Here is a 25231-nt window from a genome sequence, read left to right on the forward strand (position 1 = left end):
CGAAAGTTCAGGCGGGCTCGCGTCAGGCTTTCACGACTCGCTTCCCGATAAAAGGATCGGGAGAGCTCAGACAAACGCTCAATCCTTAGCGCAAAAAAAAATAAATTCCTTTCTTATAGTTGATTCTCAGTAGGTTATTTAAATTTTTTTAAAAATAAGTGAAATAAAATTTGTTTTATAAAAGATTCTGTCGTTAAATTTGTGACATAGATTTTTAACAAGATGAATCAAGTAATGTGTAATATGTGTATGATGATGTTGGGGAAACCCGCAGCGTTCACTATTGCATAAAACTTAACTTATAAGAATTGCAAAAGCCGCTGCCAACCGCAGCGGCTTTTTTTGTTTATATAACTCAAAAAAACAAGAATTTTAAAGTGCTGATAGAATTCAGCTCGAACAAACTATAATGAAAACAAATTTCTCAAATATTTCAATAATGTGCTGCAATATGCAAATGTGTATGATGTACGCAACAAGCCGCTATTGCCAAAAATTCAGGATGTAAATTAGTTTTATATAGTTCAATTCCTAAATCCCTCTGGCAAACTAGCCAGAGGGATTTTTTATTTCAGCAAAATTAAGATCATTTATAAAAAATAAAACAAACACTTAAAACTACAATTATGAGCACACAACAATTTTCAACAAATGCACTACACGCGGGTCACGATGTAACTACCAATGGAGGAACTAGAGCGGTTCCTATTTATTTAACCTCTTCGTATGTTTTTAAAGATTCAGATCACGCCGCCAGACTATTCTCTTTGGCAGAACCAGGTTTTATCTATACAAGATTAAACAATCCCACCAATGATATTCTCGAGCAACGATTAGCCGCTTTGGAAGGTGGAATTGGCGCGGTAGTAACCGCATCTGGAACTGCAGCTATCAGTACTACCTTGCTTACTTTATTAAGATCTGGAGATCATATCGTCGCTTCTAGTAGTCTTTATGGTGGCACCTATAATCTTCTAAATGTAACCTTGCCAAGATTTGGGATCACTACCACTTTTGTAGATCCATCTAATCCGGAAAACTTTCAAAAAGCAGCCCAAGAAAACACCAGGGTCTTCTTTATAGAATCTCTGGGGAATCCAAAATTAGATGTATTAGATATCAAGGCTATTTCTAAACATGCGAAATCGCATAAAGTTCCTTTGATAGTGGATAACACGGTAGCAACTCCATCGCTTTTAAATCCAATTCAGCACGGAGCAGATATTGTAATTCATTCTCTTACTAAATACATCAACGGGAATGGAACTTCTCTCGGTGGAGCGATCATAGATGCCGGACAATTTGATTGGGCCAATGGAAAATTCCCTGAATTTACAGAGCCTTCTGCGGGATATCATGGCCTTGTTTATCATGATGCTTTAAAAGAAGCAGCCTTTATAGCAAAAGTAAGAATAGAAGGATTGCGAGATCATGGCGCAGCTTTAAGTCCGTTCAATGCTTTTCAGATCATTCAGGGATTGGAAACTTTAGAAATTAGGATTAAAAAACATAGTGAAAATGCGTTGGCTTTGGCAAAATGGTTACAAGAACAGGAGCAGGTAAAATGGGTGAATTATCCGGGATTGGAGAGCAGTGAATATTATGAACTTGCCCAGCAATATTTACCTAAAGGACAAAGTGGAGTTGTGACCTTTGGAGTAGATGGCGGTTTTGATGCTGCGAAAGTAATAGCCGATGAAACTACTATTTTCTCATTGCTTGCTAATATTGGAGATACAAAATCTTTAATTATTCACCCTGCCAGTACAACTCATCAACAATTGAATGATGAACAACAGGAATCTACCGGAGTTACCAAAGATCTTATCAGGCTTTCTGTAGGACTGGAGGATCTGGAAGATCTTAAATCCGATCTAAAACAAGCTTTTTCTAAGATTGGTTTAAAGGTTTTAAAATAATTGGTTGATTTAGGAAGACAATCGGAATGAGCAAATCCTCATGCGTGATTTTCGATTGCTCTTTATAATCCCTCATTGAGGGTTTAATTACCCGTGGGCTTGCCTCTCATATAAAAAATGTTTTCCAATTCTTACCTCATGGCTTATTTAGAGGTTCTTGATATAATAAAAATGTAAAAATAGATAGAAAATGCTTCAAAAGATAAAAATCTCCAATTTTAAGAACAATGCGGGAACCATTCAGGAGCTCCAATTAACCTATCAAATTTTTGGTAGGGAATTAGGAACTGCGCCGATAGTTCTGGTGAATCATGCGCTTACGGGAAATTCAGCAGTAACAGGGAAAAATGGTTGGTGGAAAGAAATAATTGGGATTGATAAAAGTATCGATCTTAAAGACTATACCGTTCTGGCATTTAATAATCCGGGGAATGGTTTTGATGGAGAGGAGTCTCATTTATTATTAAATTATAAAGATTTCAACCTAAGGGATATTGCTAAACTTTATTCTGAAGCATTAAAACAATTAGGGGTCTCTAAAATATTTGCTGGCATTGGAGGGTCTGTTGGAGGAGCACTCTTATGGGAGCAGGCAGTTTTAGATCCAGATCTCTTTGAACATTTAATTCCCATTGCAACAGATTATAAAGCAACTCCGTGGGTGAAGGCACAATGTAAGGTGCAGGAACAGATTTTAAATAATTCTGTAAGTCCTGTTTCAGATGCTAGGATGCATGCAATGACAATTTATAGAAGTCCGGAATCTTTCGTCTTTAAATTTGCTTCAAGCCAAAACCATAAAAGCGGAAATATTGAAGGCTGGCTGGAACATCATGGTAAAAAACTGGAAAATAGATTTCAATTGGCAGCCTACAAACTAATGAATCATTTGCTCTCTACTTCAGATATAAGCCTGGGGCGTGGAGATCACTTAAATTCCGCATCAAAAATAACAGGAGACATACATATTATCACCATAAATTCTGATGGGTTGTTTACACCCAGTGAGAATTGGGATACTTATGTAAATCTGTCCCTTATCAAAGAAAACATAAGCATCCATGAAATTAGATCCATCCATGGGCATGATGCTTTTCTAATTGAGAATTCTCAAGTAGCATCCTTTATAGATCCAATATTCAACGCAGGTAATAAACAAAATGAAAAAAATAAACATAGTCCTATTCGGAGTAGGTAACGTAGGGAGTTCCTTAATAAATCAGATATTGGAAGCCCGATCCAAAATTATAACTTCTTCTCAGGTAGAGATCAACCTCGCAGTTTTAGTGAATTCTAAAATCGCTTTTTATAACAAGGATAACATAAGTCACTCCTGGGAGGCAGAATTTAAAACCTATGGGTATCCATATAAATTATCACAAATTATTAATCATGTCAAAAAAGAGAAACTAACAAATTTAATTGCTGTAGACGCTACTGCAAGTGAGAAATTTGTAAAGAATTATAAGGAATTAATAAGAAACGGATTTCATATAGTTGCCGCCAATAAAACAGCAAATACATTATCTGATAGTTTTTACAAGGAGTTGAAAGTCGAGTTAAAAAAGTACGACAAACAATTCTTATACGAGACCAATGTTGGAGCTGGGTTGCCTGTAATTAAAACCGTCCAGGATCTACACTTAGCCGGGGAAGAAGTCACCAAAATAAGAGGGATCTTCTCAGGTTCTCTAAGTTATATTTTCAATACATTTTCTAATGAGAACAAATCATTTTCCGAAGTTTTGGAAGAGGCAAGAACTAAAGGATTTACAGAGCCAGATCCAAGAATAGATCTTTCAGGAAAAGACGTTGGCAGAAAATTATTGATCCTAGCCAGAGAATTAAATTTAAAAAAGGAACTTTCTGAAGTGAAGATAGAAAATCTGGTTCCTAGTCATCTAAACGGGAAAAGTTCCATTTCTCATTTTATCGAGAATCAACAAGAGCTGAACTTAACTTTTGAAGATCTAAAATCGAACTTAAAACCGGATGAGGTTTTAAGGCATATTGGAGAGTTGGATGTAGCCAGTGGAGAATTAGAAGTGAAATTGGTTACAGAAAATAGAAGCTCTCCCTTTGGAAGCTTACAGGAAGCGGATGCTTCATTTGAAATTTACACGAAGTCTTATGGAAATAGACCCATTGTTATTCAAGGTGCCGGTGCGGGTGCTGCGGTGACTTCAAGAGGGGTATTGTCTGACCTGATAAAGATTTCAGAAAAACTTGAATGCATATAAAATCATAAAAATGAACAATACACATATAGAAACTACAGCAATTAGAACCCAAGCAGAAAGAACTCAGAATTTGGAGCATTCGGTTCCTTTGTACTTAACATCAAGCTATGTTTTTGAAGACTCAGAGGATATGCGAGCATCTTTTGCTGAAGAAAAAGAAAGAAATATTTATAGCAGATATTCAAATCCGAATACCTCGGAATTTATAGATAAGATAGTGCTAATGGAAAAGGCAGAGGCAGGATTTGCGTTTGCATCCGGCATGGCGGCAGTATTTTCCAGTTTGGCGGCCTTATTAAATAGCGGAGATCATATTGTTGCATGTAAATCTTTATTTGGGTCTACTCATGGCTTGTTCACGCAATATTTTCCCAAATGGAAAATTTCGCATAGTTATTTCAATATAAATGAATTGGATAGCATTGAAAATCTTATAAAACCAGAGACTAAAATTCTATTTGCCGAATCCCCAACAAATCCCGGAGTAGATATTTTGGATCTGGATAAACTAGGTAAGATTGCTAAAAGGCATAATCTTATTTTAATCATAGATAATTGCTTTGCAACGCCTTATCTTCAAAACCCTATAGTGTTTGGCGCAGATCTAGTTATTCACTCTGCAACAAAATTAATAGATGGGCAGGGCAGAGTCTTGGGTGGGGTTACCGTAGGAAGAGCAGATCTTATTAGAGAAATTTACTTGTTTTCAAGGAATACAGGCCCATCGATGTCTCCCTTTAATGCATGGGTGTTATCTAAGAGTTTGGAAACATTGCCAGTGCGACTGGAAAAGCATTGTGAAAATGCACTTAAAGTCGCTAAGTTCCTTGAAAAGCATGATGCAATTACGAATGTAAAATATCCATTTTTAAAGTCCCATCCCCAATATAAAATTGCCAAAAAGCAAATGAAATTGGGTGGAAATGTGATTGCTTTTGAAATAAAAAAAGGAATTGATGCCGGAAGAAAATTTATCGATTCTATCAAATTATGCTCAATATCTGCAAATTTGGGGGACACCAGAAGTATACTAACTCATCCCGCATCTACCACGCATAGTAAACTATCTAAATTAGATAGATTGGAATCTGGAATTACAGATGGACTCATAAGAATTTCGGTAGGTTTAGAGCATGTAGATGATATTATAAAAGATCTTGACCAAGCTATAGCAGAAGGAGAAAATGTTTAAAATATCTCTAGAATTTGGATAAAATCTTTTCAACTTTTACTTGGTTTATAACTTATTGAGTTGTTAACTTTGTGCTATCAATTAAGACAATGAAAAAGGTGATTTGTATAATGTATAAGTTAATGTGGGAAACCCCAACAGCAGCTGCATTTGCGTAAAACTTAAAATATAAGAATTACAAAAGCCGCTGCCAACACAGCGGCTTTTTTGCTATCATAAATTGAAATTAGAGAGCCTATATTTAAATGGATATAATCAAAGCAAATATTATGTGTATTAGTAAACACTTTACTGTTTATTATATGTATCGCTCTTCTTTCAATTGCCAGAAATTTTAGATTTTAAATTAGTTTATAGTTCAATCTAAATCCCTCTGGTAATTTTTCCGAAGGGATTTTTTTCTTTCTAAAATATAAGTTAAAGTATGAGTTTTGGAGAGGATATTTTAAAATAAAAGCACACTTGGCTGAGTTATTGAAAACAGTCAAAACCTATTAAATGGGATTATGAAAAAGATTCATGTAATACTCTTCGGAGTCGGGAATGTTGGGAGCTCATTGATCAATCAGATCTTAGAAGCTAGAGAACAACTTAAAAAACAAAGCAAGCTAGAAATTAATATTCCAGTGGTGGTGAATTCTTCATCAGCTTTTTATGAAGAGAAGTGTGTGCGTCCTTCTTGGAAAACCGATTTTAAATATTTCGGGGTTTCTTATACAGTAGATTCTGTTTTAAATTATATCAAAAGAGAAAAGTTTAAAAATGTGATCATCGTAGATGCAACAGCAAGTAAAGAGTTTGTAAGGAATTATTCAACTTTCATAAAGAATGGGTATGATATTGTAGCATCTAATAAATCTGCTAATACCTTATCTTATATTTTCTATAATAATTTAAGAAAACAACTCAGGAAAAATAAAACTGAGTTTTTATATGAAACTAATGTTGGTGCAGGATTGCCAATTATCCAAACACTTCAGAGGTTATATGCTTCAGGAGAAAAGGTTACAAAGGTAAGAGGGGTGTTTTCTGGATCGTTAAGTTATATTTTCAACGAATTTTCTAAGCAGAATAAAATGTTTGATTCCCTAATGGCTGAAGCTGGGATTAGAGGACTTACAGAGAGAGACCCTAGAATAGATCTTTCTGGGAATGATGTAGCCGAAAAATTGCTTGTTTTAGCACGGGAGTTAAAGATGAAAAAAGAACTTAGGGATGTTAAAATCGAAAGTTTAGTGCCTAAGCATTTAAATGGACGAAGTTCAGTTTCACATTTCAAGGATAACATGAGCGATCTCAATTTAGATTTTGACGAGTTGAGAGACGAATTAAAGCCAGATGAAGTGTTAAGACATATTGGAGAGTTAGATGTTGTAACTGGAAATCTAGAGGTTAAATTGGTTAAAGAAAAAACCAATACTGCTTTTGGGAGTCTTAAGAATGCGGAAGCTTCTTTTGAGATCTATACAGAATCTCATGGGCAATTTCCTATAATAATTCAAGGTGCTGCAGCGGGAACTGGTGTAGCGGCAAGAGGAATTCTCTCAGATTTAACTAAATTAGCAGAAAAATACTAAAAGCAATTTCATCTTAATTGTTAATGCTGCAAAAGACAATTAGCCTCCTGAATCAAATTTATTTTGAGTTAGGAGGCTTTTGTTTTTAAGGTTATTAAGATGAAATATGAGCTAGAGAAATTATTTATCTATATTCGCTAAATGCTTTCAAAAAAGACCAAATACGGCATTAAGGCTTTATCCTATCTGGCCAAAAGGACGGATAAATCTCCTGTTCAAACCGCAGAGATTGCTAGAAGTGAGAACATCTCTCCCAAATTTTTGGAAAGTATTTTATTGACTTTACGTAAGTCTGGTTTTCTAGGTGCTAAAAAAGGAAAAGGAGGAGGTTATTATTTGATAAAGGATCCAAATGAAATTCAAATGACAACTGTAATTCGTGTATTAGAAGGCCCTATAGCCATGCTTCCATGCGTTAGTTTGAATTATTATGAAAAGTGCGAAGACTGCCCAGACGAGCTTACTTGTTCCGTTCATAAATTGATGATTGAAGTAAGAGACAGTACGCTTAAAGTATTAGGTGAAAAAACCTTAGCCGATCTTGCTTAGTCGGTCATCTTCAGTAGAGTATAAATACTGTTAAAATTTAATTTAATTTTAATTTAAGTGGCATATATCAATATTGTAGTTTATATTTGTTTAATAACCTACTAAGCCGATAGGTTTATAGTTTTATGTTAGAAATAAATATGTAATGTTATTAGATCAAGTTAATAAAAGCAATTATAAACAGGATAAGGTTACCGAGCGACCCTTGAGAAGTGTGCTTAAGGCTATAAGCTGGAGGGTAGTTGGAACTATTGATACTATAGTTATTTCATGGGTTTTAACTGGGGAGATGAAAACTGCGCTTGCAATTGGATCTGTAGAACTGGTAACAAAGATGTTGCTTTATTTTGGGCATGAACGGATTTGGGATAGAATAAATTATGGGAGACAATAATTATGAAAAAATATTCAGAAAGTGAGTTGAAGGCTCTCAACCAACAATTTAAGGGTATTAGTCCATCAGAAATAATCCAGTGGGCCGTGGAAAGAAGTGATCGTCCAGTAGTGACCACAAATTTCAGACCTTATGAAGCAGCCATATTAAATGCTTGCGTTCAGATTGACCCTAAAATGACGGTTGTTTGGTGTGATACAGGATATAATACTCCTCAAACATATCTTTATGCAAGATCTGTAATTAAAGGGTTGAGTTTGAATGTGAAGGTTTATTCACCTCTTCAAACTGCAGCTTATAGAGACGCTATTTTTGGGGGCATTCCTAAAATTGATAATCCTTTACATGATGAGTTTACCCATCAAGTAAAATCAGAGCCTTTTAAACGAGCAATGGAAGAGCAATTACCAGATGTTTGGTTTACTAATCTTCGAAAAGGGCAAACCGCATTTAGTGATAGTATAGAAATTCTAAACTATAGTAAAGATGGGGTATTAAAGATTAGTCCATTCTGTCATTGGACAGATGAGCAACTGGATAAATACCTGTTGGAGCATAATTCACCGAATAAATTTAAATATTTTGATCTCACTAGAGTAATAGACAACAGAGAGTGGGGTTTGCAAGCTTAAAAACTGAACAATGAAAAATACCATTTTTATAAAATCATGTTATATGTGTATAGGCAATAAACCTTACACCTAAAAGCTATTTCTATAAGTTTATTATAAGAGTCCTTTTAAGTGTTTCACTTTAAAGGACTTTTTTCATTTTAAAAATTAATACTCATGCAAAGTTTTAGAACAGAACTAGAAAATCCGATTGTACAAAAGGATATTCTGGATTTAGAAAAAAAGATCAGGTTATTTCGAGAAGGAAAAGCCGATGAAGAAAAATTTAGAAGTCTAAGGTTGGCGCGTGGTGTATATGGCCAGCGTCAAGCCGGAGTCCAGATGGTGAGAATAAAACTACCATTTGGTAAAGTGTCTTCAGAACAACTTCATAGGATAGCTGATGTTTCCGATGAATATTCCACAGGAAGGTTACACATTACCACAAGGCAGGATATCCAGATTCATCATGTTAGTTTGGATAGAACTCCGGAACTTTGGTCTCAACTTGAAAAAGATGACATCACGTTGCGTGAAGCCTGTGGTAATACGGTAAGAAATATCACCGCGTCTCCCACAGCAGGAATAGACGTAAATGAGCCTTTTGATGTTTCCCCTTATGCTCACGCTATGTTTCAGTTCTTTTTAAGAAACCCTATTTGTCAGGAAATGGGTAGAAAGTTCAAGATCTCCTTTTCATCTTCAGAAGAAGATTCGGCTTTAAGTTTTATACATGATCTTGGTTTTATAGCTAAGATAGAGAATGGAAAACGCGGATTTAAGGTGATGCTTGGTGGAGGATTGGGTTCTCAGCCAAGACATGCCGATGTGCTATACGATTTTATTGAAACTGAAAATATCATAGAACTAACAGAATCTGTACTACGTGTTTTTGATAGATATGGAGAGCGAGCAAAACGTCTAAAAGCCAGAATGAAATTCTTGATCAAGGATATTGGAAAAGAGGCATTTGTGGAATTGGTAGCTGCACAAAAAACTGCGCTATCAGGAGAAAAAGTGGAATTTGATCTTGCAGCCTTTGAAACCGAGCCACTGTTACAGGATTTAGAAGCTCCTTCGGTGATCATAAAAGATCTTAAGGCATATGAAATTTGGAAATCCACAAATGTTCAAGCTCAAAAACAAGAAGGATTGTACGCAATTGGAATTCGAGTTCCATTAGGTGATTTCTACACGGGTGCGGCAAGGAAACTTGCAGATCTTATTAAAAAATATGCAGGAAATGAACTCAGGTTCACTTTACGTCAGGATATTTTACTGAGGCATGTACGAGAAGATTTGTTGCCATTCTTTTATGCTGAATTAAAAGAACTTGGTTTTGCAGAACCAGGTTATAATAAAACGATAGATATCACTGCCTGCCCAGGCACAGATACCTGTAATCTTGGAATAGCTAGTAGTACGGGAATTGCAGATGTATTAGAAGATGTAATTAAAGAGGAGTTTCCGCAATATATCAACGGGAAGGATATCACCATCAAAATTAGCGGATGTATGAATGCTTGTGGGCAGCACAATATGGCTGAAATAGGTTTTCAAGGGATGTCTATAAAGGTTGGTAAAAGTGTTGCTCCGGCATTGCAAATTTTACTAGGGGGTGGAGTCCTTGGAAATGGAAAGGGGCGCTTTTCAGATAAGGTCCTAAAGATTCCTAGTAAACGCGGCCCGCAGGCTTTGCGTATTCTACTAAATGACTTCGAGAGTTCGTCTTTAAATAATGAAAAATTCATCAATTATTATGATAGGCAGGGGAAAACATATTTCTATGATCTTTTAAAAGAGTTATCTGATACTTCCAATATCACAGAAAACGAGTTTGTAGACTGGGGACATGAGAAACCTTATATACAGGCCGTTGGGGTAGGAGAGTGTGCCGGTGTAATTATAGATCTTATAGCTACGCTTCTTTTTGAAAGCGAGGAGAAAATCGATAATTCAAGAAGTGCATTAGAAAGAAAGGCTTGGGCAGATAGTATTTACCATTCCTATACTTCCATTGTGAATTCAGCTAAAGCATTATTGTTATCAGATGATGTTTCAACCAACACACAGGCTGGGATCATTGCTCAATTCGATGAACTATTTGTGCAAACCGAAAAGATTTCTCTTTCTACTTCTTTTAAGGAATTTGCTTATCAGCTAAATGAAAGAGCGCCCACTGAAGAATTTGCAGTGAAATATTTAGAAGACGCACGTCTGTTTCTTAAAAAGGCAGATGCCTATAGAACAAAGGAGGTAAACCATGTATAATATACCAAAATTAAGTATAGTTGGTGCAGGTCCGGGAGATCCGGAATTAATCACTATTAAAGCAGTAAAAGCTTTACAATCTGCTCAGGTTGTATTGTATGACGCACTTATAAACCGAGAGCTGTTGGAATATGCACCACAAGCCAAGCATATTTTTGTTGGAAAACGTAAAGATAAGCATAGATATAGTCAGGATGAAATCAATGAATTGATCGTGAAGTATGCTTTAGAACAAGGTCATGTGGTAAGATTAAAAGGGGGAGATCCATTCATTTTTGGAAGAGGATCTGAAGAAATTGACTATGCCAGAAGTAAAGGTCTGGAAACTGCGGTAGTTTCAGGGATTACATCTTCTATAGCCGTTCCTGCAAATGTGGGAATTCCTTTGACCAAACGTGGTGTTTCCGAAAGTTTCTGGGTGATCACAGGAACAACATCTAAGCGAAAACTCTCTGCCGACGTAAAACTTGCTGCACAATCTACCGCCACTGTTGTGATCTTAATGGGAATGGCAAAGCTTGCAGAAATTGTGGAGATATTTTCTGGGTTTGGAAAACAAGATATACCGGTTGGGATCATTCAAAATGGCACAACTTTAAACGAAAGATTTGGGTTTGGCAGTATCAAGGATATTGAGAAAGTTGTGGAAGACAAACAATTAAGTGCACCGGCTATTATTGTAATTGGTGAGGTAGTAAAGGAAAGTCATTATTTGCAAGCCGTAGTTCAAAATCTACAAGCTCTTCCAAAGACTTCCAAAGTAAGAATATCTCAAATTGATGCCGCCTAGTTATGGAAGAAAGAAATGAATTATATCCAATTTTCCTGAAAGTAAATAAGCTTAATGTGCTTATTGTGGGAGGTGGTAATGTGGGGCTTGAAAAATTACATTTTCTGTTGAAATCAAGTCCTAGGGCAAATGTGGAAATGGTCGCGAAATACTTTAAGCCAGAGACCATAGCATTAGCAGAAAAACATCAGGTAAAACTTACTAAGAGAAGGTATAAACGCAAATATTTAAAAGGAAGGCATCTGGTAATTGCCACTACCGATAGCCCTAAGTTGAACAAAAAGATATACCTACAGGCTCGAAAGAGGTATCTCTTGGCAAATATAGCAGACACCCCGGAATTATGTGATTTTTATATGGGAGGAATAGTGAATAAGGGGCATGTGAAAATCGCTATTTCTACGAACGGAAAATCTCCTACAACTGCGAAAAGATTGCGTCAGTTATTTGAAGAAATCATACCAGATGATATCAATTTGATGGTTGAGAATTTAAATGAATTCAGAAAAACTGTCAAAGGAGATTTTGAAAGTAAAGTAGCTCAAATGAATAAAATAACAGAAACATTAATTGAAAAAAAAGTTAAGAATGATTAAAACAGATCTTTTAATAATAGGCGCAGGGCCAACCGGTCTCTTTACTGTTTTTGAAGCAGGTTTGCTAAAGTTGAAGACACATTTAATAGACGCCCTTCCCCAGCCTGGTGGGCAATGTTCCGAGATTTATCCTAAAAAACCGATCTATGATATTCCGGCTTTTCCGGAGATCTTGGCGGGAGACTTGGTGAAGAATTTAATGGAACAGATTAGGCCCTTTAAACCTGGTTTTACATTGGGTGAACGGGCGGAAACCATTGAGAAATTGGAGGACGATACATTTATTGTAACTACTAATAAAGGCACCAAGCATCATGCGCCGGTCGTTGTAATAGCAGGTGGTTTGGGTTCTTTTGAACCAAGAAAGCCACCAATTGTCAATATTGCAGATTATGAGGATAAAGGTGTGAATTATTTTATCAAGGATCCGGAGGTTTACCGAGATAAGAAAGTGATCATAGCTGGAGGAGGAGACTCTGCTTTAGACTGGGTGATATTTCTTGCAGATGTGGCATCTGAGGTTTCACTGGTGCATCGCCGAAATGATTTTAGAGGGGCTTTAGATTCTGTTGAAAAAGTTTCAGAACTGGCAAATCTTGGAAAGATCAATCTAATTACAAATGCTGAAATTGTTGGACTTACTGGGGAGGATCAACTTGAAAAAGTAGTGATTCGACACAGAGATGAGGCTAGAGGCGAGGAGTTTAAGGATGTAGACGCTTTTATTCCATTATTTGGACTTTCTCCTAAATTGGGCCCCATGGCTAATTGGGGCTTAGAAATCGAGAAGAATGCTATAAAAGTCGATAACTCATACGATTATCAAACCAATATTCCTGGGATCTATGCCATTGGAGATGTGAATACCTATAAAGGTAAATTAAAGTTGATACTTTCAGGATTTCATGAAGCAGCAATAATGTGCCAGAGTGCCTACCAAAGGATCAATCCCGGTAAAAAGTATGTGTTGAAATATACTACTGTGGGTGGCGTGGAAGGATTTGATGGCACTAAAAAGGAAGCAAAGAAAGAAGTTGTGCAAAGTATTGGAGTTTAATTTCTTTTAAAATTGAGGCTGCATATATTTCAAATTGAATAAAGACAGCTAATCTTAATTTAAGATCCTTTAATTGCTCAATCCTAAAAGGAATCCTATTTTTGTCAACCTATTAATCCTATAGGATAATAGAATTATTGATAATAATGACCCTCTATTTTGAACATGAACCCATTTGGAATACTATCAATTTTCGAAAAGATTAATTATGAAAAAATATTCAGAAGAAGAAATACTAGCTCTTAATACACGATTCAAAGGAGTATCACCTTCAGAAATTATAAGCTGGGCAATTCAAGATGCAGAAAGACCGGTAGTAACTACCAACTTCAGACCTTACGAAGCGGCTATTCTACAGGCTAGTGTAGCTGTAGTTCCTGAGATCAAGATCGTTTGGTGTGATACCGGATATAACACCCCGGAAACTTACAGACATGCAGAGGAATTGATCGCTCAACTTGATTTAAACGTCAAATTATATACTCCGTTGCAAACTGCAGCACATCGCGATATCCTTTTTGGAGGAATTCCTCAGGTGGAGGATAACAGGCATATAGAATTTACTAATCAGGTAAAATTAGAGCCATTTTTGAGAGCGATGGGAGAATTAAAACCGGATGTTTGGTTTACTAATCTAAGAAAAGGACAAACAGCTTTTAGAGACAGTATCGATATTCTAAGTTATAGTAAAGACGGCATTTTAAAAGTGAGCCCTTTTTATCATTGGAGTGATGAGGAATTGGACTCCTATCTACTAGAACATCAATTACCGAATGAATTTAAATATTTCGATCCTACAAAAGTGCTTTCCAATAGAGAGTGCGGATTACATTCATAAAAAGCAGAAAATGAACAACATATTAAATCAAAATCCATTGGAAAGTGAAGCTATCTATATTTTTAGAGAAGTGGTAACTCAGTTTGAAAATCCTGTGTTGCTTTTTTCTGGAGGTAAAGATTCTATTACTTTGGTAAGGCTGGCAGAAAAGGCCTTTTTTCCTTCCAAGATCCCATTCCCTTTAATGCATATAGATACGGGGCATAATTTTCCTGAAACCATCGAGTTTAGAGATAAGCTTGTTAAAGAAATGGGACTTCAGCTCATTGTAAGAAAGGTACAGGACGATATAGATAATGGAAAGTCTGTTGAAGAAACCGGGAAATATTCCAGTAGGAACAGTTTACAAACAAACACACTTCTGGAGGCGATCGAAGAATTTAAGTTTGATGCCTGTATTGGTGGAGCCCGAAGAGATGAGGAGAAAGCCAGAGCCAAGGAGCGTATATTCTCTGTGAGAAACGACTTTGGAGAGTGGGATGAAAAAAATCAGCGGCCGGAAGTATTTGATATGCTTAATGGACGGATAGAAATAGGACAGAACGTTCGTGTTTTTCCTATTTCTAACTGGACAGAATTGGATGTTTGGAAATATATCGATCAGGAAAAAATCAAAATTCCATCGATCTATTTTTCACATGAACGTGAGATATTTGAACGCGATGGGCTAATCTGGACTGCTTCAGAACATGTTTTTAAGGACGAGTTAGAAGAGGTTAAAACTAGAAATGTGAGGTTTAGAACTGTAGGAGATGTTACCTGTACTGCTGCTGTAGAATCTCATGCCAGAACTATAGAGCAAATTGTCCATGAGATCACCAATTCGCCAATTTCTGAGCGTGGTGCCAGAATAGATGATAAACGATCTGAAGCGGCAATGGAAACAAGAAAACAACAAGGTTACTTTTAAATAATAAATAACAATATGGAAGTTCTAAAAATAGCAACTGCAGGAAGTGTAGATGATGGTAAGAGTACGTTGATAGGAAGACTGTTGTATGACACCAAATCCCTGACTACAGATAAATTGGAAGCTATAGAAAAAAGCAGCCGAAAGAAAGGTCTGGATTATCTCGATTTCTCATTGGCTACAGATGGCTTGGTGGCAGAGCGGGAGCAAGGAATCACAATAGATGTTGCACATATATATTTTTCAACCAAAAAGAAGAGCTATATAATTGCAGATACTCCCGGTCATGTGGAATATACAAGAAACATGGTGACTGGAGCTTCTACTTCACAGATTTCGATAATTTTGATCGATGCCAGAAAAGGGGTGATCGAGCAAACTCAGCGGCACTTTTTTATCAATAATCTCTTGAGGTTAAAAGAAGTTGTAGTGGCAGTGAATAAAATGGATCTGGTGAATTATTCTGAAGATGTTTTCAACGAAATAGTTTCAGAGTTTAAAAAGATCCAAGAGGAAAGCGAGTATAAAGATCAAAAAGTGACTTTTATTCCTGTGAGTGCATTGTGGGGTGAAAATATTGCTAAAGCTTCTACCAATATGGAGTGGTATACAGGGAATACGGTATTAGATCATCTTGAAAATATTAATGCTGAAGATTTTCAGAAAAGTACCCAAACCAGATTTCCAGTTCAAACCGTTATTAGACCTAAAACCGAAGATCATAGAGATTTCAGAGGTTATGCCGGAAAGTTGAATGGTGGCAATCTAAAAGTGGGAGAATCTGTTACTGTTTTACCGAGTTTAACCAGCAGTAGGATCAAGGAGATATATTTTTTTGATAAGAAGTATGTGGAGGCAAGCTCAGGGAGTTCTGTAACAATTACTTTGGAGGATGATATAAACATTACCCGAGGAGATACTTTGGTGAAATCTGATGAGGTAGCGGAGTCTTTTAAGAATTTAAGATCTACCATTTGTTGGATGGATTCAAAATCTTTGGTTCCAGGTGCCAAGTATTTACTTCAACATAATACAAACCGAATCCTTACTAAAATAGATTCTATTGAAACCTTGAAGATTGGGAATTATGATGCGGGGGAGATAAATTCAAATTTGCAGATAAATCAAATAGGGCAAGTAACTTTAAAACTAAGTAAGAACATTTATGCCGATACTTACGAGAATAATCCTGAGAATGGAAGATTCATTTTAATAGACCCTGCAACCAATACTACGGCTGGAGTAGGTTTTATTAATTCATTGAATATCTAATCTCCCACACATTTGATAACCTATATTCATTCTGGATTTATTAAATTTGACCAAATTGTGAAATAAAATGAAGATCCATTTAAAACGTTTGAATAACAACTATCTTTTTGAAACTAAAAATGAACGAGGAGATGTTGTGCTTCTTGATAACAAATCTGAAGAAGAACCAAAGGGCTCCAGTCCAATGGATCTTATTTTGAGAGGAATTGCAGGGTGTAGTAGTATAGATGTTGTAATGATATTAAAGAAGCAGCAGCATGAACTCGAAGATTTACAAGTAGAGGTAGAAGGTTTTCGCGAAGATGGTGCTGTACCAAATGTCTTTAAAAAAATCAATTTAAATTTTATTTTAAAAGGAGATGTACCTGCTACCAAAGTTATAAGAGCAGTGAAATTGTCTATGGAGAAATATTGTTCGGTTTCAAAGATGTTAGAAAAAGCTGCGACTATCACTTATTCAATTTCCCTAAATGATGAAGAAATTAATTGAGTTTAATCGCTCATCGCGATAGCTATTGGGATGCCTCGATTTGTTAAAAGAGGTTATTCCGTTTAAATATCGAGATACATTTAGTGAGTTTACTAGAAAGTTCTAGATTTAATAGTTAGCATTTGGATATGCTTAAACTAAGTGTATCTTTACAAGATATTTAAGTTCTTATTTTTATTTAATAAACGTTATCAAGAAAGGTGGAGGGATAAGACCCTATGAAACCTTGGCAACCCTCCTTTTGGAGAAGGTGCTACATTCTACTGCCTTTTGTGCAGATAGATAACAAAAAGAATTCTTTTCACTCCTCTTTTTTGATACATATATACTTTATCATATGTCAAAATTAGAAGAGATCCTTTCCAAAAAAATATTAATCCTCGATGGTGCAATGGGTACCATGCTTCAAGAATATAAATTCTCTGAAGAAGATTTCCGTGGTTCTCGTTTTGCCGATTGGCCAAAATCCCTAAAGGGGAATAATGATCTTTTATCGCTTACCCAGCCTCATGCTATCGAGGAGATCCATAGGAAATATTTTCTAGCAGGTGCAGATATTGTAGAGACCAATACCTTTTCTGGAACTACTATTGCCATGGCAGATTATGGAATGGAAGAGCTGGTTTATGAGCTAAATTTTGAATCGTCCAGGATCGCTAAAAAAGTAGCAGTAGAACTTACTTTAAAAGAGCCTTCTAAACCGAGGTTTGTAGCTGGTGCAATTGGACCTACCAACAAAACGGCCAGCATGTCCCCGGAAGTGAATGATCCCGGGTATAGAGCCATTTCCTTTGAGCAATTATTAGTTGCCTATAAACTACAAGCCCGGGCCTTAATAGAAGGTGGCGTAGATGTTTTATTGGTAGAAACGGTATTTGACACCCTAAATGCAAAAGCTGCTTTATACGCAATAGATGAATTAAAAGAGGAACTTAATTCTGAAATTCCTGTTATGATAAGTGGGACTATTACAGATGCTTCTGGGAGAACGCTTTCCGGGCAAACTGCTGAAGCTTTTTTAATCTCAATCTCACATATGAATTTGCTAAGTGTTGGTTTCAACTGTGCTCTTGGCGCAAGTCAACTTACACCACATTTAGAGGTGCTGGCAAGAAAAAGCGATTTTGGGATCTCTGCGTATCCAAATGCAGGATTACCAAATGCCTTTGGAGAATATGATGAAACACCAGAAATAATGGCAGAGCAAATACGTGAATATCTGGAGAAGGGTTTGGTGAATATCTTGGGTGGATGTTGTGGTACAACTCCTGCGCACATAAAAGCAATTGCTGAAATATCCAAAGAATACAAACCCAGATCGCTGAAAAAAATATTAAACCCTGAATCAATCTTATAAAAATGACAGCATTTAGAGCATTAAAACTTTCGGGTTTAGAGCCGCTTATTATAACACCAGAGAGCAATTTCGTGAATGTTGGAGAGCGTACCAATATGTCTGGTTCCAAAAAATTCCTACGATTAATAAAGGAGGAAAAATATGAAGAAGCTATTAGCATTGCCAGAGAACAGGTAGAAGAAGGGGCGCAGATCATAGACGTAAATATGGATGATGGCCTGGTAGATGGTAAAGCGGCGATGGTTAAGTTTCTAAACTTGATTGTTGCCGAGCCCGATATTGCCAGAGTTCCAATAATGATAGATAGTTCCAAATGGGAGATCATAGAAGCCGGATTACGAGTTGTTCAGGGGAAATGTGTGGTAAACTCCATTAGCCTAAAAGAAGGCGAAGAAGTTTTCATTAACCAAGCAAAAAAAGTAAAACGATATGGTGCGGCTGTAATAATAATGGCTTTTGATGAGAATGGTCAAGCAGATACATTTGATCGAAGAATTGAAATTGCAAAGCGTTCCTATGATATTCTTACCAGAAAGGTAGGTCTCGCACCAGAAGATATCATTTTCGATCTAAATATATTTCCGGTGGCTACAGGAATGGACGAACACCGAAGAAATGCGATAGATTTTATTGAGGCAACACGTTGGGTGAAATCTAATTTACCACATGTAAGCATAAGTGGAGGGGTAAGCAATGTGTCTTTTTCCTTTAGAGGAAATAATCCGGTGAGGGAAGCGATGCATTCAGTGTTCTTATACCACGCTATAAAGGCCGGGATGAATATCGGGATAGTTAATCCGGCAATGTTAGAGGTGTATGATAATATTCCGAAGGATCTTTTAGAACATGTAGAAGATGTGATTTTGGATAGGAGGGATGATGCAACAGATCGACTTTTAAATTTTGCTGAAACGGTAACCGGCTCTGTTCGTGAAAATAAGATAGATCTATCATGGAGAGAAAAACCTATACAGGAAAGAATTACACATGCCTTAGTTAGAGGTATTGATGCATATATATTAGAGGATGTGGAAATTGCCCGATTAGCATCTTCCAGACCCATTGAAGTGATTGAAGTCTATTTGATGACCGGAATGAACGTGGTTGGAGATCTTTTTGGAAGTGGAAAAATGTTCTTGCCACAAGTGGTTAAATCGGCTAGGGTAATGAAAAAAGCAGTAGCCTATTTGCTGCCTTATATTGAAGCAGCGAAAGATGGATCTACAGGAAAAGGCGCAAAAGGTAAGATCTTAATGGCTACCGTTAAGGGAGATGTGCACGATATTGGGAAGAATATTGTGGGTGTAGTGCTGGGCTGTAATAATTATGAAATCATAGATCTTGGCGTCATGGTGGCTCCCGAAAAGATCATCGAGATTGCAAAGACAGAAAATGTGGATGCCATTGGCTTAAGCGGACTTATAACTCCGTCCTTGGATGAAATGGTGTTTTTAGCAAAAGAAATGCAACGTCAAAGTTTTGAGGTTCCCTTATTAATTGGTGGCGCTACCACTTCTAAAGCACACACTGCTGTGAAGATAGATCCTCATTATAAGAATGCGGTGATCCATGTAAATGATGCATCTCGAGCGGTGAATGTTGTGAATGATCTTCTGAAAAAGGAAACCTCGAAAAAATACTTTGAAGACATTAAAGCAGATTATGAGGTCTTCAGGACCAATTTTTTGAAACGTAGTAAAGTGAAGGATTTTCTTCCCTTAGAGCTAGCACGCGAAAATAATTTTAAGATCAATTGGAAAACTTCAGAGATCGTGAAACCCAATAAACTGGGAGTTCAGGTAATTGAAGATCTGGATCTTGAAAAATTAGTGCCTTTTATAGATTGGACGCCATTCTTCAGAAGTTGGGAATTACACGGGAAATATCCTGCTATCTTAACCGATGAGGTAGTTGGTAAACAAGCCACTATTTTGTTTGAAGAAGCACAGCACCTTTTAAAGAAGATCTTAGAAGAGAAATTACTGAAGGCGAAAGCGGTGTTTGGATTATTCCCGGCAAACTCAGTTCAAGAAGATGATATAGAGATAATCACTTCTGAAGGGAATGAAGAAAAAAAGAAGGTTTTTCGAACCTTAAGACAACAACTCAAAAAATATGAAGGCAAGCCAAATTTTGCTTTGGCAGATTTTATTGCTCCTAAGGATTCAGGAATTCAGGATTATATGGGTTGTTTTTGCGTAAGCACCGGTTTTGGAACTCAGGAATTGGCAACTAAATTTGAGGATGAATTAGATGATTATAATTCGATCATGGTGAAAGCATTATCCGATAGATTAGCTGAAGCCTTTGCAGAGTATCTTCATAAAAAAGTACGAATCGAGGATTGGGGATATGCGGCTAATGAAGAACTCACTAACGAAGATCTTATTAAAGAAAGCTACAAAGGGATTCGTCCTGCTCCCGGATATCCCGCCTGCCCTGATCATTTAGAAAAACTCACTATTTGGGAAGTCTTGAAGGTCGAAGAAAACATCGGCGTTAAACTCACAGATAGTTTGGCTATGTGGCCTGCAGCAAGTGTGAGTGGCTATTACTTTGGGAATCCCGAGGCTAAATACTTCGGACTTGGAAAAATCAAGTTAGATCAGGTGCAAGATTTCGCAAAACGCAAAGAAATTTCTGTTGAAAAAGCAGAAAAATGGTTGAATCCTTCAATTTCAGATCAATAATATATAAATGAAAATAACAGAACATATTACTGCCGCTAAAGGCAAAACGCTTTTTTCTTTTGAAATATTACCGCCGCTAAAAGGCCAGAACATTCAATCTATTTTTGATGGAATAGATCCCTTGATGGAGTTCAATCCTCCATTTATAGATGTGACCTATCACCGGGAAGAATACGTATACATAGAGCAACCGAACGGATTTTTAGAAAAAAAAGTAGTTCGAAAAAGACCCGGAACGGTAGGGATTTGTGCTGCAATTCAGAATAAATATGGAATAGATGCAGTGCCACATATCCTATGTGGAGGTTTTACAAAAGAAGACACCGAGAATTTTTTGATCGATCTAGATTTTTTAGGAATTCACAATGTGATGGCATTAAGGGGCGATGCAGTTAAAAGTGAAACCTATTTTAAACCAGAACTTAAGGGGAACAATTTTGCTTCAGATCTGGTAAATCAGATCTCTGAAATAAATCGTGGGCAATACTTAGATAACCCTCTGGAGAAAAACCATACCACCGATTTTTGCGTAGGTGTTGCAGGATACCCTGAAAAGCATATGGAGGCACCAAGTTTAGATAATGACATAGAAAAGTTGAAAGCAAAAGTTGCTGCTGGTGCAGAATATGTGGTAACGCAAATGTTTTTCGATAATTCAAAATTCTTTGAGTTTGTTGCTAAATGCCGAAAAAGCGGAATTACAGTGCCAATAATCCCAGGACTTAAACCCATTGCTACTAAAAAACAACTCACTAATATCCCGCATAGATTTCATTTAAATTTGCCAGAAGAATTAATTAGAGCAATTAATAATTGCAAGACAGATCTGGAGGTTCGCGAAGTAGGCGTGGAATGGTGTACGGCCCAAAGTAAAGAACTTATAAATTCTGGTGTAGAAGTGCTACATTATTATTCCATGGGAAAAAGTACTAATATTCATAAAATTGCAGCTTCAGTTTTTTAAAATAATAGATTAGATTTGCCCCCTATGAAAAAAATATTATTCGCCCTGCTTTTGCTTTCTTCTGCAGTTTCCTTGGCTCAAGAAGAGATTAAAAAGTATTATTCTTTTGATGCCAATTACTTTTATGGGACAATTTTAGAGCATAATCCAGATATAGCACATTTAATTACAGGTCATCCTTCTGGGGTTATTTTGAGTTTTAACCGAAAAACCTATGGTTTAGAGGCTTGGGAACGTAGATATAATCACCCCGATTTTGGGTATTCTTTTTCTTATCAAGATATGAAAAACACTTATTTAGGGGAGAATTATGCGCTTTATGCCCATTTCAATTTCTACTTTTTCAATAGAAATATGATGTTTAGGATAGGGCAGGGAATGGCATATGCTACCAATCCTTATAATGCTGAAACCAATTATATAAACAATGCATACGGTTCGCGATTGTTAAGTTCTACCTATTTAATGGGAAACTATCAAAAGCAGAATATCTACAAAGGATTTGGTATTCAGGCAGGAGTATCTATAATTCACTATTCTAATGCAGATTTTAAATCTCCAAACAATAGTACCAATACGTTTACTTTTAATGTAGGCTTGAATTATCATTTGGATTATGAAAATATTCCTGAATACGTTGAGAAAGATCCGAAGGAGAAAAAGTATACAGAGCCTATTCATTATAACTTTGCAATAAGAAGCGGCATTAATACCACCGGAGTAATTGGGTCTAAACAATATCCCTTTTTAACAGTTACAGGATTTGCAGATAAGGTGATCAATAAAAAGAGCACTTTACAGGCAGGAGCAGAGGTTTTCTTTTCTAAAGCCTTAGAAGAATTTATCTATTTCCAGTCGGTTGCATTTCCTGAAGGAAAAACTGTTGGGGATGAAGATGCGAAGAGAGTAGGGGTGTTTATAGGACATCAATTAACTTTCAATAAAATGTCTCTAGTTACTCAAGTGGGATATTATGCCTATTATCCATATGATAATTATGTGGAGCGGGTTTATAATAGACTAGGTTTAAGAAGAAAAATAAGCGATCATTGGTGGGCGTCGGCAACAGTGAGATCTCATGCGGCCAATGCTGAAGCAGTAGAATTTTCAATAGGATATAGATTGTAGGATATGAAAAAGTTAGTTTTTTTAATACTTTCTACTTTTTTATTAAGTAGTTGTGATGCCGAAGATGCTCCCGGATGTTTCAAAAAATCAGGAGACATTGTACAGGATGAGGTTGCTGTAGATGCCTTTAATGAAATAATTGTTTACGAACGTGTGAAGCTATTTATTGCACAAGGACCTGTTCAAAAAGTGGTAATAGAGACCGGTGAGAATCTACGAAAGGACGTTTCTGTTGAGGTTATAAATAATAGATTAAGCATTCGGAATGAAAATTCTTGCAATTTGGTTAGAGATTATGAACTTACCAAAGTGTATGTAACTATTCCAGATCTAACCTGGCTTCAGAATAGCAGTGGAAGCGCTATTGAAAGTGTTAATACACTTAAGTTTAATAATCTTTGGTTGCGCTCTGTAAATCAAGAAGATGATCTTTCTATCCACACCGATGGGGATTTTATTTTAGATCTGGATGTGGAAAATTTAAGGATCACCAACGATAATGTTTCCAATTATTTCCTAACCGGAAAAGTGGAGAATTTCAATGTTTTCTTTGCTAATGGGGATAGTAGATTAGATGCGCCCAATTTAATTGTGCAGAACTATGAGATATTTCATAGAGGTACTAATAAAATGATCGTATATCCAGTACAATCAATAAGAGGAGAATTACGCAGCAGTGGAAATATAATTTCTAAGAATAGACCTCTTGTTGTTGATGTAGAGGAATTTTATACTGGTAGGCTTATTTTTGAGTAGTTAATTCTGAAAACAAAGTTTCTAAATTCTTAGATTTTCTATTAAGCTGAAGGGTTTTTAGTCCATTATCATGAGCAAAATCGAAAACCGCCGGACGCATGTCTTTATCTGTGTCAAATTTTAATTCGTAATGGAATCCGCCAATATTTTTTGCTGAAGTTAAATTTGGTAATCTATTTAAGGCAACTTCTTCTATTCTATAATCGAATTCCACTTGAATTATTTGTTCCTTTTCATCTCGGAGTTCCTTCATTTTCTTATCGGCTACAATCACTCCTTTGTCTATTATGATTACCCGATCGCAAATTGCTTCTACTTCTTGCATTATATGTGTTGAAAGAAATACGGTTTTTTCTTTCCCTACTTCTAAAATCAAATTCCGTATTTCGGTAAGTTGATTAGGGTCTAATCCAGTTGTAGGTTCATCCAAAATGAGCACATCAGGTTCGTGTAAAAAGGCAGCCGCGAGTCCAACTCGTTGTCGAAACCCCTTAGAAAGTTGTTCTATTTTTTTGTTGGCTTCTGGTAAAAGCCCTGTCATTACTATTACTTCTTCAATTCGAGATTTATCGGTTTTAAAGATAGAGGCATTAAATGCTAAATATTCCCGCACATACATTTCGAGATACAAAGGATTATGTTCTGGAAGATAACCAATGGATCGTTGTACTGCTTTTAAGTCTTCAGAAAGCAAAATGTTATTCACGCTCGCAACACCATCTGAAGGACTTAAATATCCTGTAAGGATTTTCATTAGTGTGGATTTTCCTGCGCCGTTAGGGCCTAGAAATCCTACAATTTCACCTTTTTCGATACTAAATGAAACCTTATCCAAGGCTTTTTGTTCCCCGTAATATTTAGAAATTTCTTTAACAGAAATGGACATAGCTAAGCTTTTTTCAAAAGTATGGATAAATTTATTTTAAATGTGTTCTCACTAAAACGTTATCGTGAAAAAATATAAAAAAGTATAGGTCATATTAAATTAAATACTACATTAGCGATAGTTAAAAGAACAATGAAGAATATAATTACTTGGACTGCATTCTATTATTTTTATTTCTATTACGGAGATAAGATCGGGAGCGTCATGTAATTAAAATTATAAATTATATAAAGAGGTCCTGATTTAATCTAAATCAGGACCTCTTTTTTTTGAAAAATTTTAAAATGGAAAAAATAATAGGAATTCAAGGGGTTCAAGGTTCTTTTCATCATTTGGTGGCCCAAGAATATTTTGGAACAAATGTGAAGGTATTGGAATGTATGTCGTTTCATAAATTAGTACAATCCCTTGTTGCAGGAGATTCTCAAGAAATCGTGATGGCTATAGAGAATTCTATTGTTGGATCTATTTTACCCAATTATGCGCTAATAGATGAGCATAATCTAAAGGTTGTAGGAGAACATTATATTCCTATTAATATGAATTTAATGGCATTGCCGGGACAAGATATCTCTAATATTAAAAAGGTATACTCGCATCCTATGGCTTTACTTCAGTGTAAAGAATTTTTTAAAAAATATCCGCATATAAAATTAATAGAAGATACCGATACTGCTGAGGTAGCCAGAAGAATTTCAGAAAAACAATCTAAGGGAATTGGGGCCGTAGCCAGTACAATGGCAG

The 25231-nt window shown here is 36.2% G+C and carries 23 protein-coding genes and 1 riboswitch; of the genes, 22 read left to right on the plus strand and 1 reads right to left on the minus strand.

The genetic code is table 11. The annotated features are described in order from the left end of the window. Nucleotides 1-626 precede the first annotated feature (626 nt). The 21 genes from I130_RS12325 (at nucleotide 627) to I130_RS12425 (ending at nucleotide 23601) form a co-directional block, all read left to right on the plus strand. Nucleotides 627-1919 carry an O-acetylhomoserine aminocarboxypropyltransferase/cysteine synthase family protein gene (locus I130_RS12325; protein ID WP_034923571.1) on the plus strand — a complete coding sequence of 431 codons (1293 nt, stop codon included), beginning with the start codon at nucleotides 627-629 and terminating at the stop codon, nucleotides 1917-1919. A gap of 190 nt (nucleotides 1920-2109) precedes the next feature. After that, the gene (locus tag I130_RS12330; RefSeq protein WP_034923574.1) at nucleotides 2110-3117 is read left to right on the plus strand and encodes an alpha/beta fold hydrolase; all 1008 of its coding nucleotides are present in this window, start codon (nucleotides 2110-2112) and stop codon (nucleotides 3115-3117) included. After that, complete coding sequence (locus I130_RS12335; RefSeq protein ID WP_034923577.1) at nucleotides 3080-4159, plus strand: aspartate kinase; 1080 nt, start codon at nucleotides 3080-3082, stop codon at nucleotides 4157-4159. The genes I130_RS12330 and I130_RS12335 overlap by 38 nt, the downstream gene beginning before the upstream one ends. A gap of 10 nt (nucleotides 4160-4169) precedes the next feature. Then, nucleotides 4170-5351, plus strand: a complete 1182-nt coding sequence (locus tag I130_RS12340; RefSeq protein ID WP_034923580.1) for a trans-sulfuration enzyme family protein — start codon at nucleotides 4170-4172, stop codon at nucleotides 5349-5351. A gap of 506 nt (nucleotides 5352-5857) precedes the next feature. Beyond that, nucleotides 5858-6928, plus strand: coding sequence for an aspartate kinase (locus tag I130_RS12345; protein ID WP_034923582.1), 1071 nt, complete (start codon nucleotides 5858-5860; stop codon nucleotides 6926-6928). A 141-nt stretch (nucleotides 6929-7069) separates the two neighbouring features. Beyond that, nucleotides 7070-7477 carry an RrF2 family transcriptional regulator gene (locus tag I130_RS12350; protein WP_034923585.1) on the plus strand — a complete coding sequence of 136 codons (408 nt, stop codon included), beginning with the start codon at nucleotides 7070-7072 and terminating at the stop codon, nucleotides 7475-7477. A 145-nt stretch (nucleotides 7478-7622) separates the two neighbouring features. Next, nucleotides 7623-7871 (plus strand): DUF2061 domain-containing protein, encoded by a 249-nt coding sequence (locus I130_RS12355; protein WP_034923587.1) that lies wholly within the window; start codon nucleotides 7623-7625, stop codon nucleotides 7869-7871. 2 nt (nucleotides 7872-7873) lie between these two features. Then, on the plus strand, nucleotides 7874-8503 hold the full coding sequence (locus tag I130_RS12360; protein WP_034923589.1) for a phosphoadenosine phosphosulfate reductase family protein: 630 nt from the start codon (nucleotides 7874-7876) through the stop codon (nucleotides 8501-8503). A gap of 156 nt (nucleotides 8504-8659) precedes the next feature. Next, the gene (locus I130_RS12365; RefSeq protein WP_034923591.1) at nucleotides 8660-10753 is read left to right on the plus strand and encodes a HEPN domain-containing protein; all 2094 of its coding nucleotides are present in this window, start codon (nucleotides 8660-8662) and stop codon (nucleotides 10751-10753) included. Further along, nucleotides 10746-11543 carry a uroporphyrinogen-III C-methyltransferase gene (gene cobA / locus I130_RS12370; RefSeq protein WP_034923597.1) on the plus strand — a complete coding sequence of 266 codons (798 nt, stop codon included), beginning with the start codon at nucleotides 10746-10748 and terminating at the stop codon, nucleotides 11541-11543. The genes I130_RS12365 and cobA overlap by 8 nt, the downstream gene beginning before the upstream one ends. Before the next feature lie 2 nt (nucleotides 11544-11545). Beyond that, the gene (locus tag I130_RS12375; RefSeq protein WP_034923600.1) at nucleotides 11546-12139 is read left to right on the plus strand and encodes a bifunctional precorrin-2 dehydrogenase/sirohydrochlorin ferrochelatase; all 594 of its coding nucleotides are present in this window, start codon (nucleotides 11546-11548) and stop codon (nucleotides 12137-12139) included. Beyond that, nucleotides 12132-13196 carry an NAD(P)/FAD-dependent oxidoreductase gene (locus I130_RS12380; RefSeq protein WP_034923602.1) on the plus strand — a complete coding sequence of 355 codons (1065 nt, stop codon included), beginning with the start codon at nucleotides 12132-12134 and terminating at the stop codon, nucleotides 13194-13196. The genes I130_RS12375 and I130_RS12380 overlap by 8 nt, the downstream gene beginning before the upstream one ends. Nucleotides 13197-13404: 208 nt before the next feature. After that, a complete protein-coding gene (locus I130_RS12385; protein WP_034923604.1) occupies nucleotides 13405-14034 on the plus strand; it encodes a phosphoadenosine phosphosulfate reductase family protein in 630 nt (209 codons plus the stop codon). 10 nt (nucleotides 14035-14044) lie between these two features. After that, entirely contained in the window at nucleotides 14045-14944 is a 900-nt protein-coding gene (cysD, locus tag I130_RS12390; RefSeq protein WP_034923606.1) for a sulfate adenylyltransferase subunit CysD, read from the plus strand. Nucleotides 14945-14959: 15 nt separating this feature from the next. Beyond that, entirely contained in the window at nucleotides 14960-16216 is a 1257-nt protein-coding gene (locus I130_RS12395; RefSeq protein ID WP_034923608.1) for a sulfate adenylyltransferase subunit 1, read from the plus strand. 67 nt (nucleotides 16217-16283) lie between these two features. After that, entirely contained in the window at nucleotides 16284-16706 is a 423-nt protein-coding gene (locus I130_RS12400; protein WP_034923610.1) for an OsmC family protein, read from the plus strand. 185 nt (nucleotides 16707-16891) lie between these two features. Continuing rightward, nucleotides 16892-16995: riboswitch (SAM riboswitch) on the plus strand. 48 nt (nucleotides 16996-17043) lie between these two features. Then, on the plus strand, nucleotides 17044-18063 hold the full coding sequence (locus I130_RS12405; protein WP_034923612.1) for a homocysteine S-methyltransferase family protein: 1020 nt from the start codon (nucleotides 17044-17046) through the stop codon (nucleotides 18061-18063). A gap of 2 nt (nucleotides 18064-18065) precedes the next feature. Beyond that, entirely contained in the window at nucleotides 18066-20753 is a 2688-nt protein-coding gene (gene metH / locus I130_RS12410) for a methionine synthase (protein WP_034923614.1), read from the plus strand. A 7-nt stretch (nucleotides 20754-20760) separates the two neighbouring features. Then, the gene (metF, locus tag I130_RS12415) at nucleotides 20761-21717 is read left to right on the plus strand and encodes a methylenetetrahydrofolate reductase [NAD(P)H] (protein WP_034923616.1); all 957 of its coding nucleotides are present in this window, start codon (nucleotides 20761-20763) and stop codon (nucleotides 21715-21717) included. A gap of 24 nt (nucleotides 21718-21741) precedes the next feature. Continuing rightward, nucleotides 21742-22845 (plus strand): acyloxyacyl hydrolase, encoded by a 1104-nt coding sequence (locus I130_RS12420; RefSeq protein ID WP_034923618.1) that lies wholly within the window; start codon nucleotides 21742-21744, stop codon nucleotides 22843-22845. Between the two features lie 3 nt (nucleotides 22846-22848). After that, on the plus strand, nucleotides 22849-23601 hold the full coding sequence (locus I130_RS12425) for a head GIN domain-containing protein (protein WP_034923620.1): 753 nt from the start codon (nucleotides 22849-22851) through the stop codon (nucleotides 23599-23601). On the opposite strand, the gene gldA is transcribed toward I130_RS12425, so the two are convergent. Further along, the gene (gene gldA, locus I130_RS12430) at nucleotides 23588-24487 is read right to left on the minus strand and encodes a gliding motility-associated ABC transporter ATP-binding subunit GldA (protein WP_034923623.1); all 900 of its coding nucleotides are present in this window, start codon (nucleotides 24485-24487) and stop codon (nucleotides 23588-23590) included. The genes I130_RS12425 and gldA overlap by 14 nt on opposite strands. 284 nt (nucleotides 24488-24771) lie before the next feature. Here gldA and I130_RS12435 point away from each other — a divergent pair. Then, nucleotides 24772-25231 (plus strand): prephenate dehydratase domain-containing protein (locus I130_RS12435; protein ID WP_034923626.1); only part of this gene is annotated, 460 nt, incomplete at its 3' end.

Origin of the sequence: Gillisia sp. CAL575, assembly GCF_000403785.1 — a bacterium.
Lineage (GTDB): Bacteria > Bacteroidota > Bacteroidia > Flavobacteriales > Flavobacteriaceae > Gillisia.

What these genes read in the sequence shown, in the direction of transcription:
- I130_RS12325 (WP_034923571.1), top strand. Translation starts at nt 627, where the DNA reads ATGAGCACACAACAATTTTCAACAAATGCACTACACGCGGGTCACGAT.
- I130_RS12330 (WP_034923574.1), top strand. Translation starts at nt 2,110, where the DNA reads ATGCTTCAAAAGATAAAAATCTCCAATTTTAAGAACAATGCGGGAACC.
- I130_RS12335 (WP_034923577.1), top strand. Translation starts at nt 3,080, where the DNA reads ATGAAAAAAATAAACATAGTCCTATTCGGAGTAGGTAACGTAGGGAGT.
- I130_RS12340 (WP_034923580.1), top strand. Translation starts at nt 4,170, where the DNA reads ATGAACAATACACATATAGAAACTACAGCAATTAGAACCCAAGCAGAA.
- I130_RS12345 (WP_034923582.1), top strand. Translation starts at nt 5,858, where the DNA reads ATGAAAAAGATTCATGTAATACTCTTCGGAGTCGGGAATGTTGGGAGC.
- I130_RS12350 (WP_034923585.1), top strand. Translation starts at nt 7,070, where the DNA reads ATGCTTTCAAAAAAGACCAAATACGGCATTAAGGCTTTATCCTATCTG.
- I130_RS12355 (WP_034923587.1), top strand. Translation starts at nt 7,623, where the DNA reads ATGTTATTAGATCAAGTTAATAAAAGCAATTATAAACAGGATAAGGTT.
- I130_RS12360 (WP_034923589.1), top strand. Translation starts at nt 7,874, where the DNA reads ATGAAAAAATATTCAGAAAGTGAGTTGAAGGCTCTCAACCAACAATTT.
- I130_RS12365 (WP_034923591.1), top strand. Translation starts at nt 8,660, where the DNA reads ATGCAAAGTTTTAGAACAGAACTAGAAAATCCGATTGTACAAAAGGAT.
- cobA (WP_034923597.1), top strand. Translation starts at nt 10,746, where the DNA reads ATGTATAATATACCAAAATTAAGTATAGTTGGTGCAGGTCCGGGAGAT.
- I130_RS12375 (WP_034923600.1), top strand. Translation starts at nt 11,546, where the DNA reads ATGGAAGAAAGAAATGAATTATATCCAATTTTCCTGAAAGTAAATAAG.
- I130_RS12380 (WP_034923602.1), top strand. Translation starts at nt 12,132, where the DNA reads ATGATTAAAACAGATCTTTTAATAATAGGCGCAGGGCCAACCGGTCTC.
- I130_RS12385 (WP_034923604.1), top strand. Translation starts at nt 13,405, where the DNA reads ATGAAAAAATATTCAGAAGAAGAAATACTAGCTCTTAATACACGATTC.
- cysD (WP_034923606.1), top strand. Translation starts at nt 14,045, where the DNA reads ATGAACAACATATTAAATCAAAATCCATTGGAAAGTGAAGCTATCTAT.
- I130_RS12395 (WP_034923608.1), top strand. Translation starts at nt 14,960, where the DNA reads ATGGAAGTTCTAAAAATAGCAACTGCAGGAAGTGTAGATGATGGTAAG.
- I130_RS12400 (WP_034923610.1), top strand. Translation starts at nt 16,284, where the DNA reads ATGAAGATCCATTTAAAACGTTTGAATAACAACTATCTTTTTGAAACT.
- I130_RS12405 (WP_034923612.1), top strand. Translation starts at nt 17,044, where the DNA reads ATGTCAAAATTAGAAGAGATCCTTTCCAAAAAAATATTAATCCTCGAT.
- metH (WP_034923614.1), top strand. Translation starts at nt 18,066, where the DNA reads ATGACAGCATTTAGAGCATTAAAACTTTCGGGTTTAGAGCCGCTTATT.
- metF (WP_034923616.1), top strand. Translation starts at nt 20,761, where the DNA reads ATGAAAATAACAGAACATATTACTGCCGCTAAAGGCAAAACGCTTTTT.
- I130_RS12420 (WP_034923618.1), top strand. Translation starts at nt 21,742, where the DNA reads ATGAAAAAAATATTATTCGCCCTGCTTTTGCTTTCTTCTGCAGTTTCC.
- I130_RS12425 (WP_034923620.1), top strand. Translation starts at nt 22,849, where the DNA reads ATGAAAAAGTTAGTTTTTTTAATACTTTCTACTTTTTTATTAAGTAGT.
- gldA (WP_034923623.1), bottom strand. Translation starts at nt 24,487, where the DNA reads ATGTCCATTTCTGTTAAAGAAATTTCTAAATATTACGGGGAACAAAAA.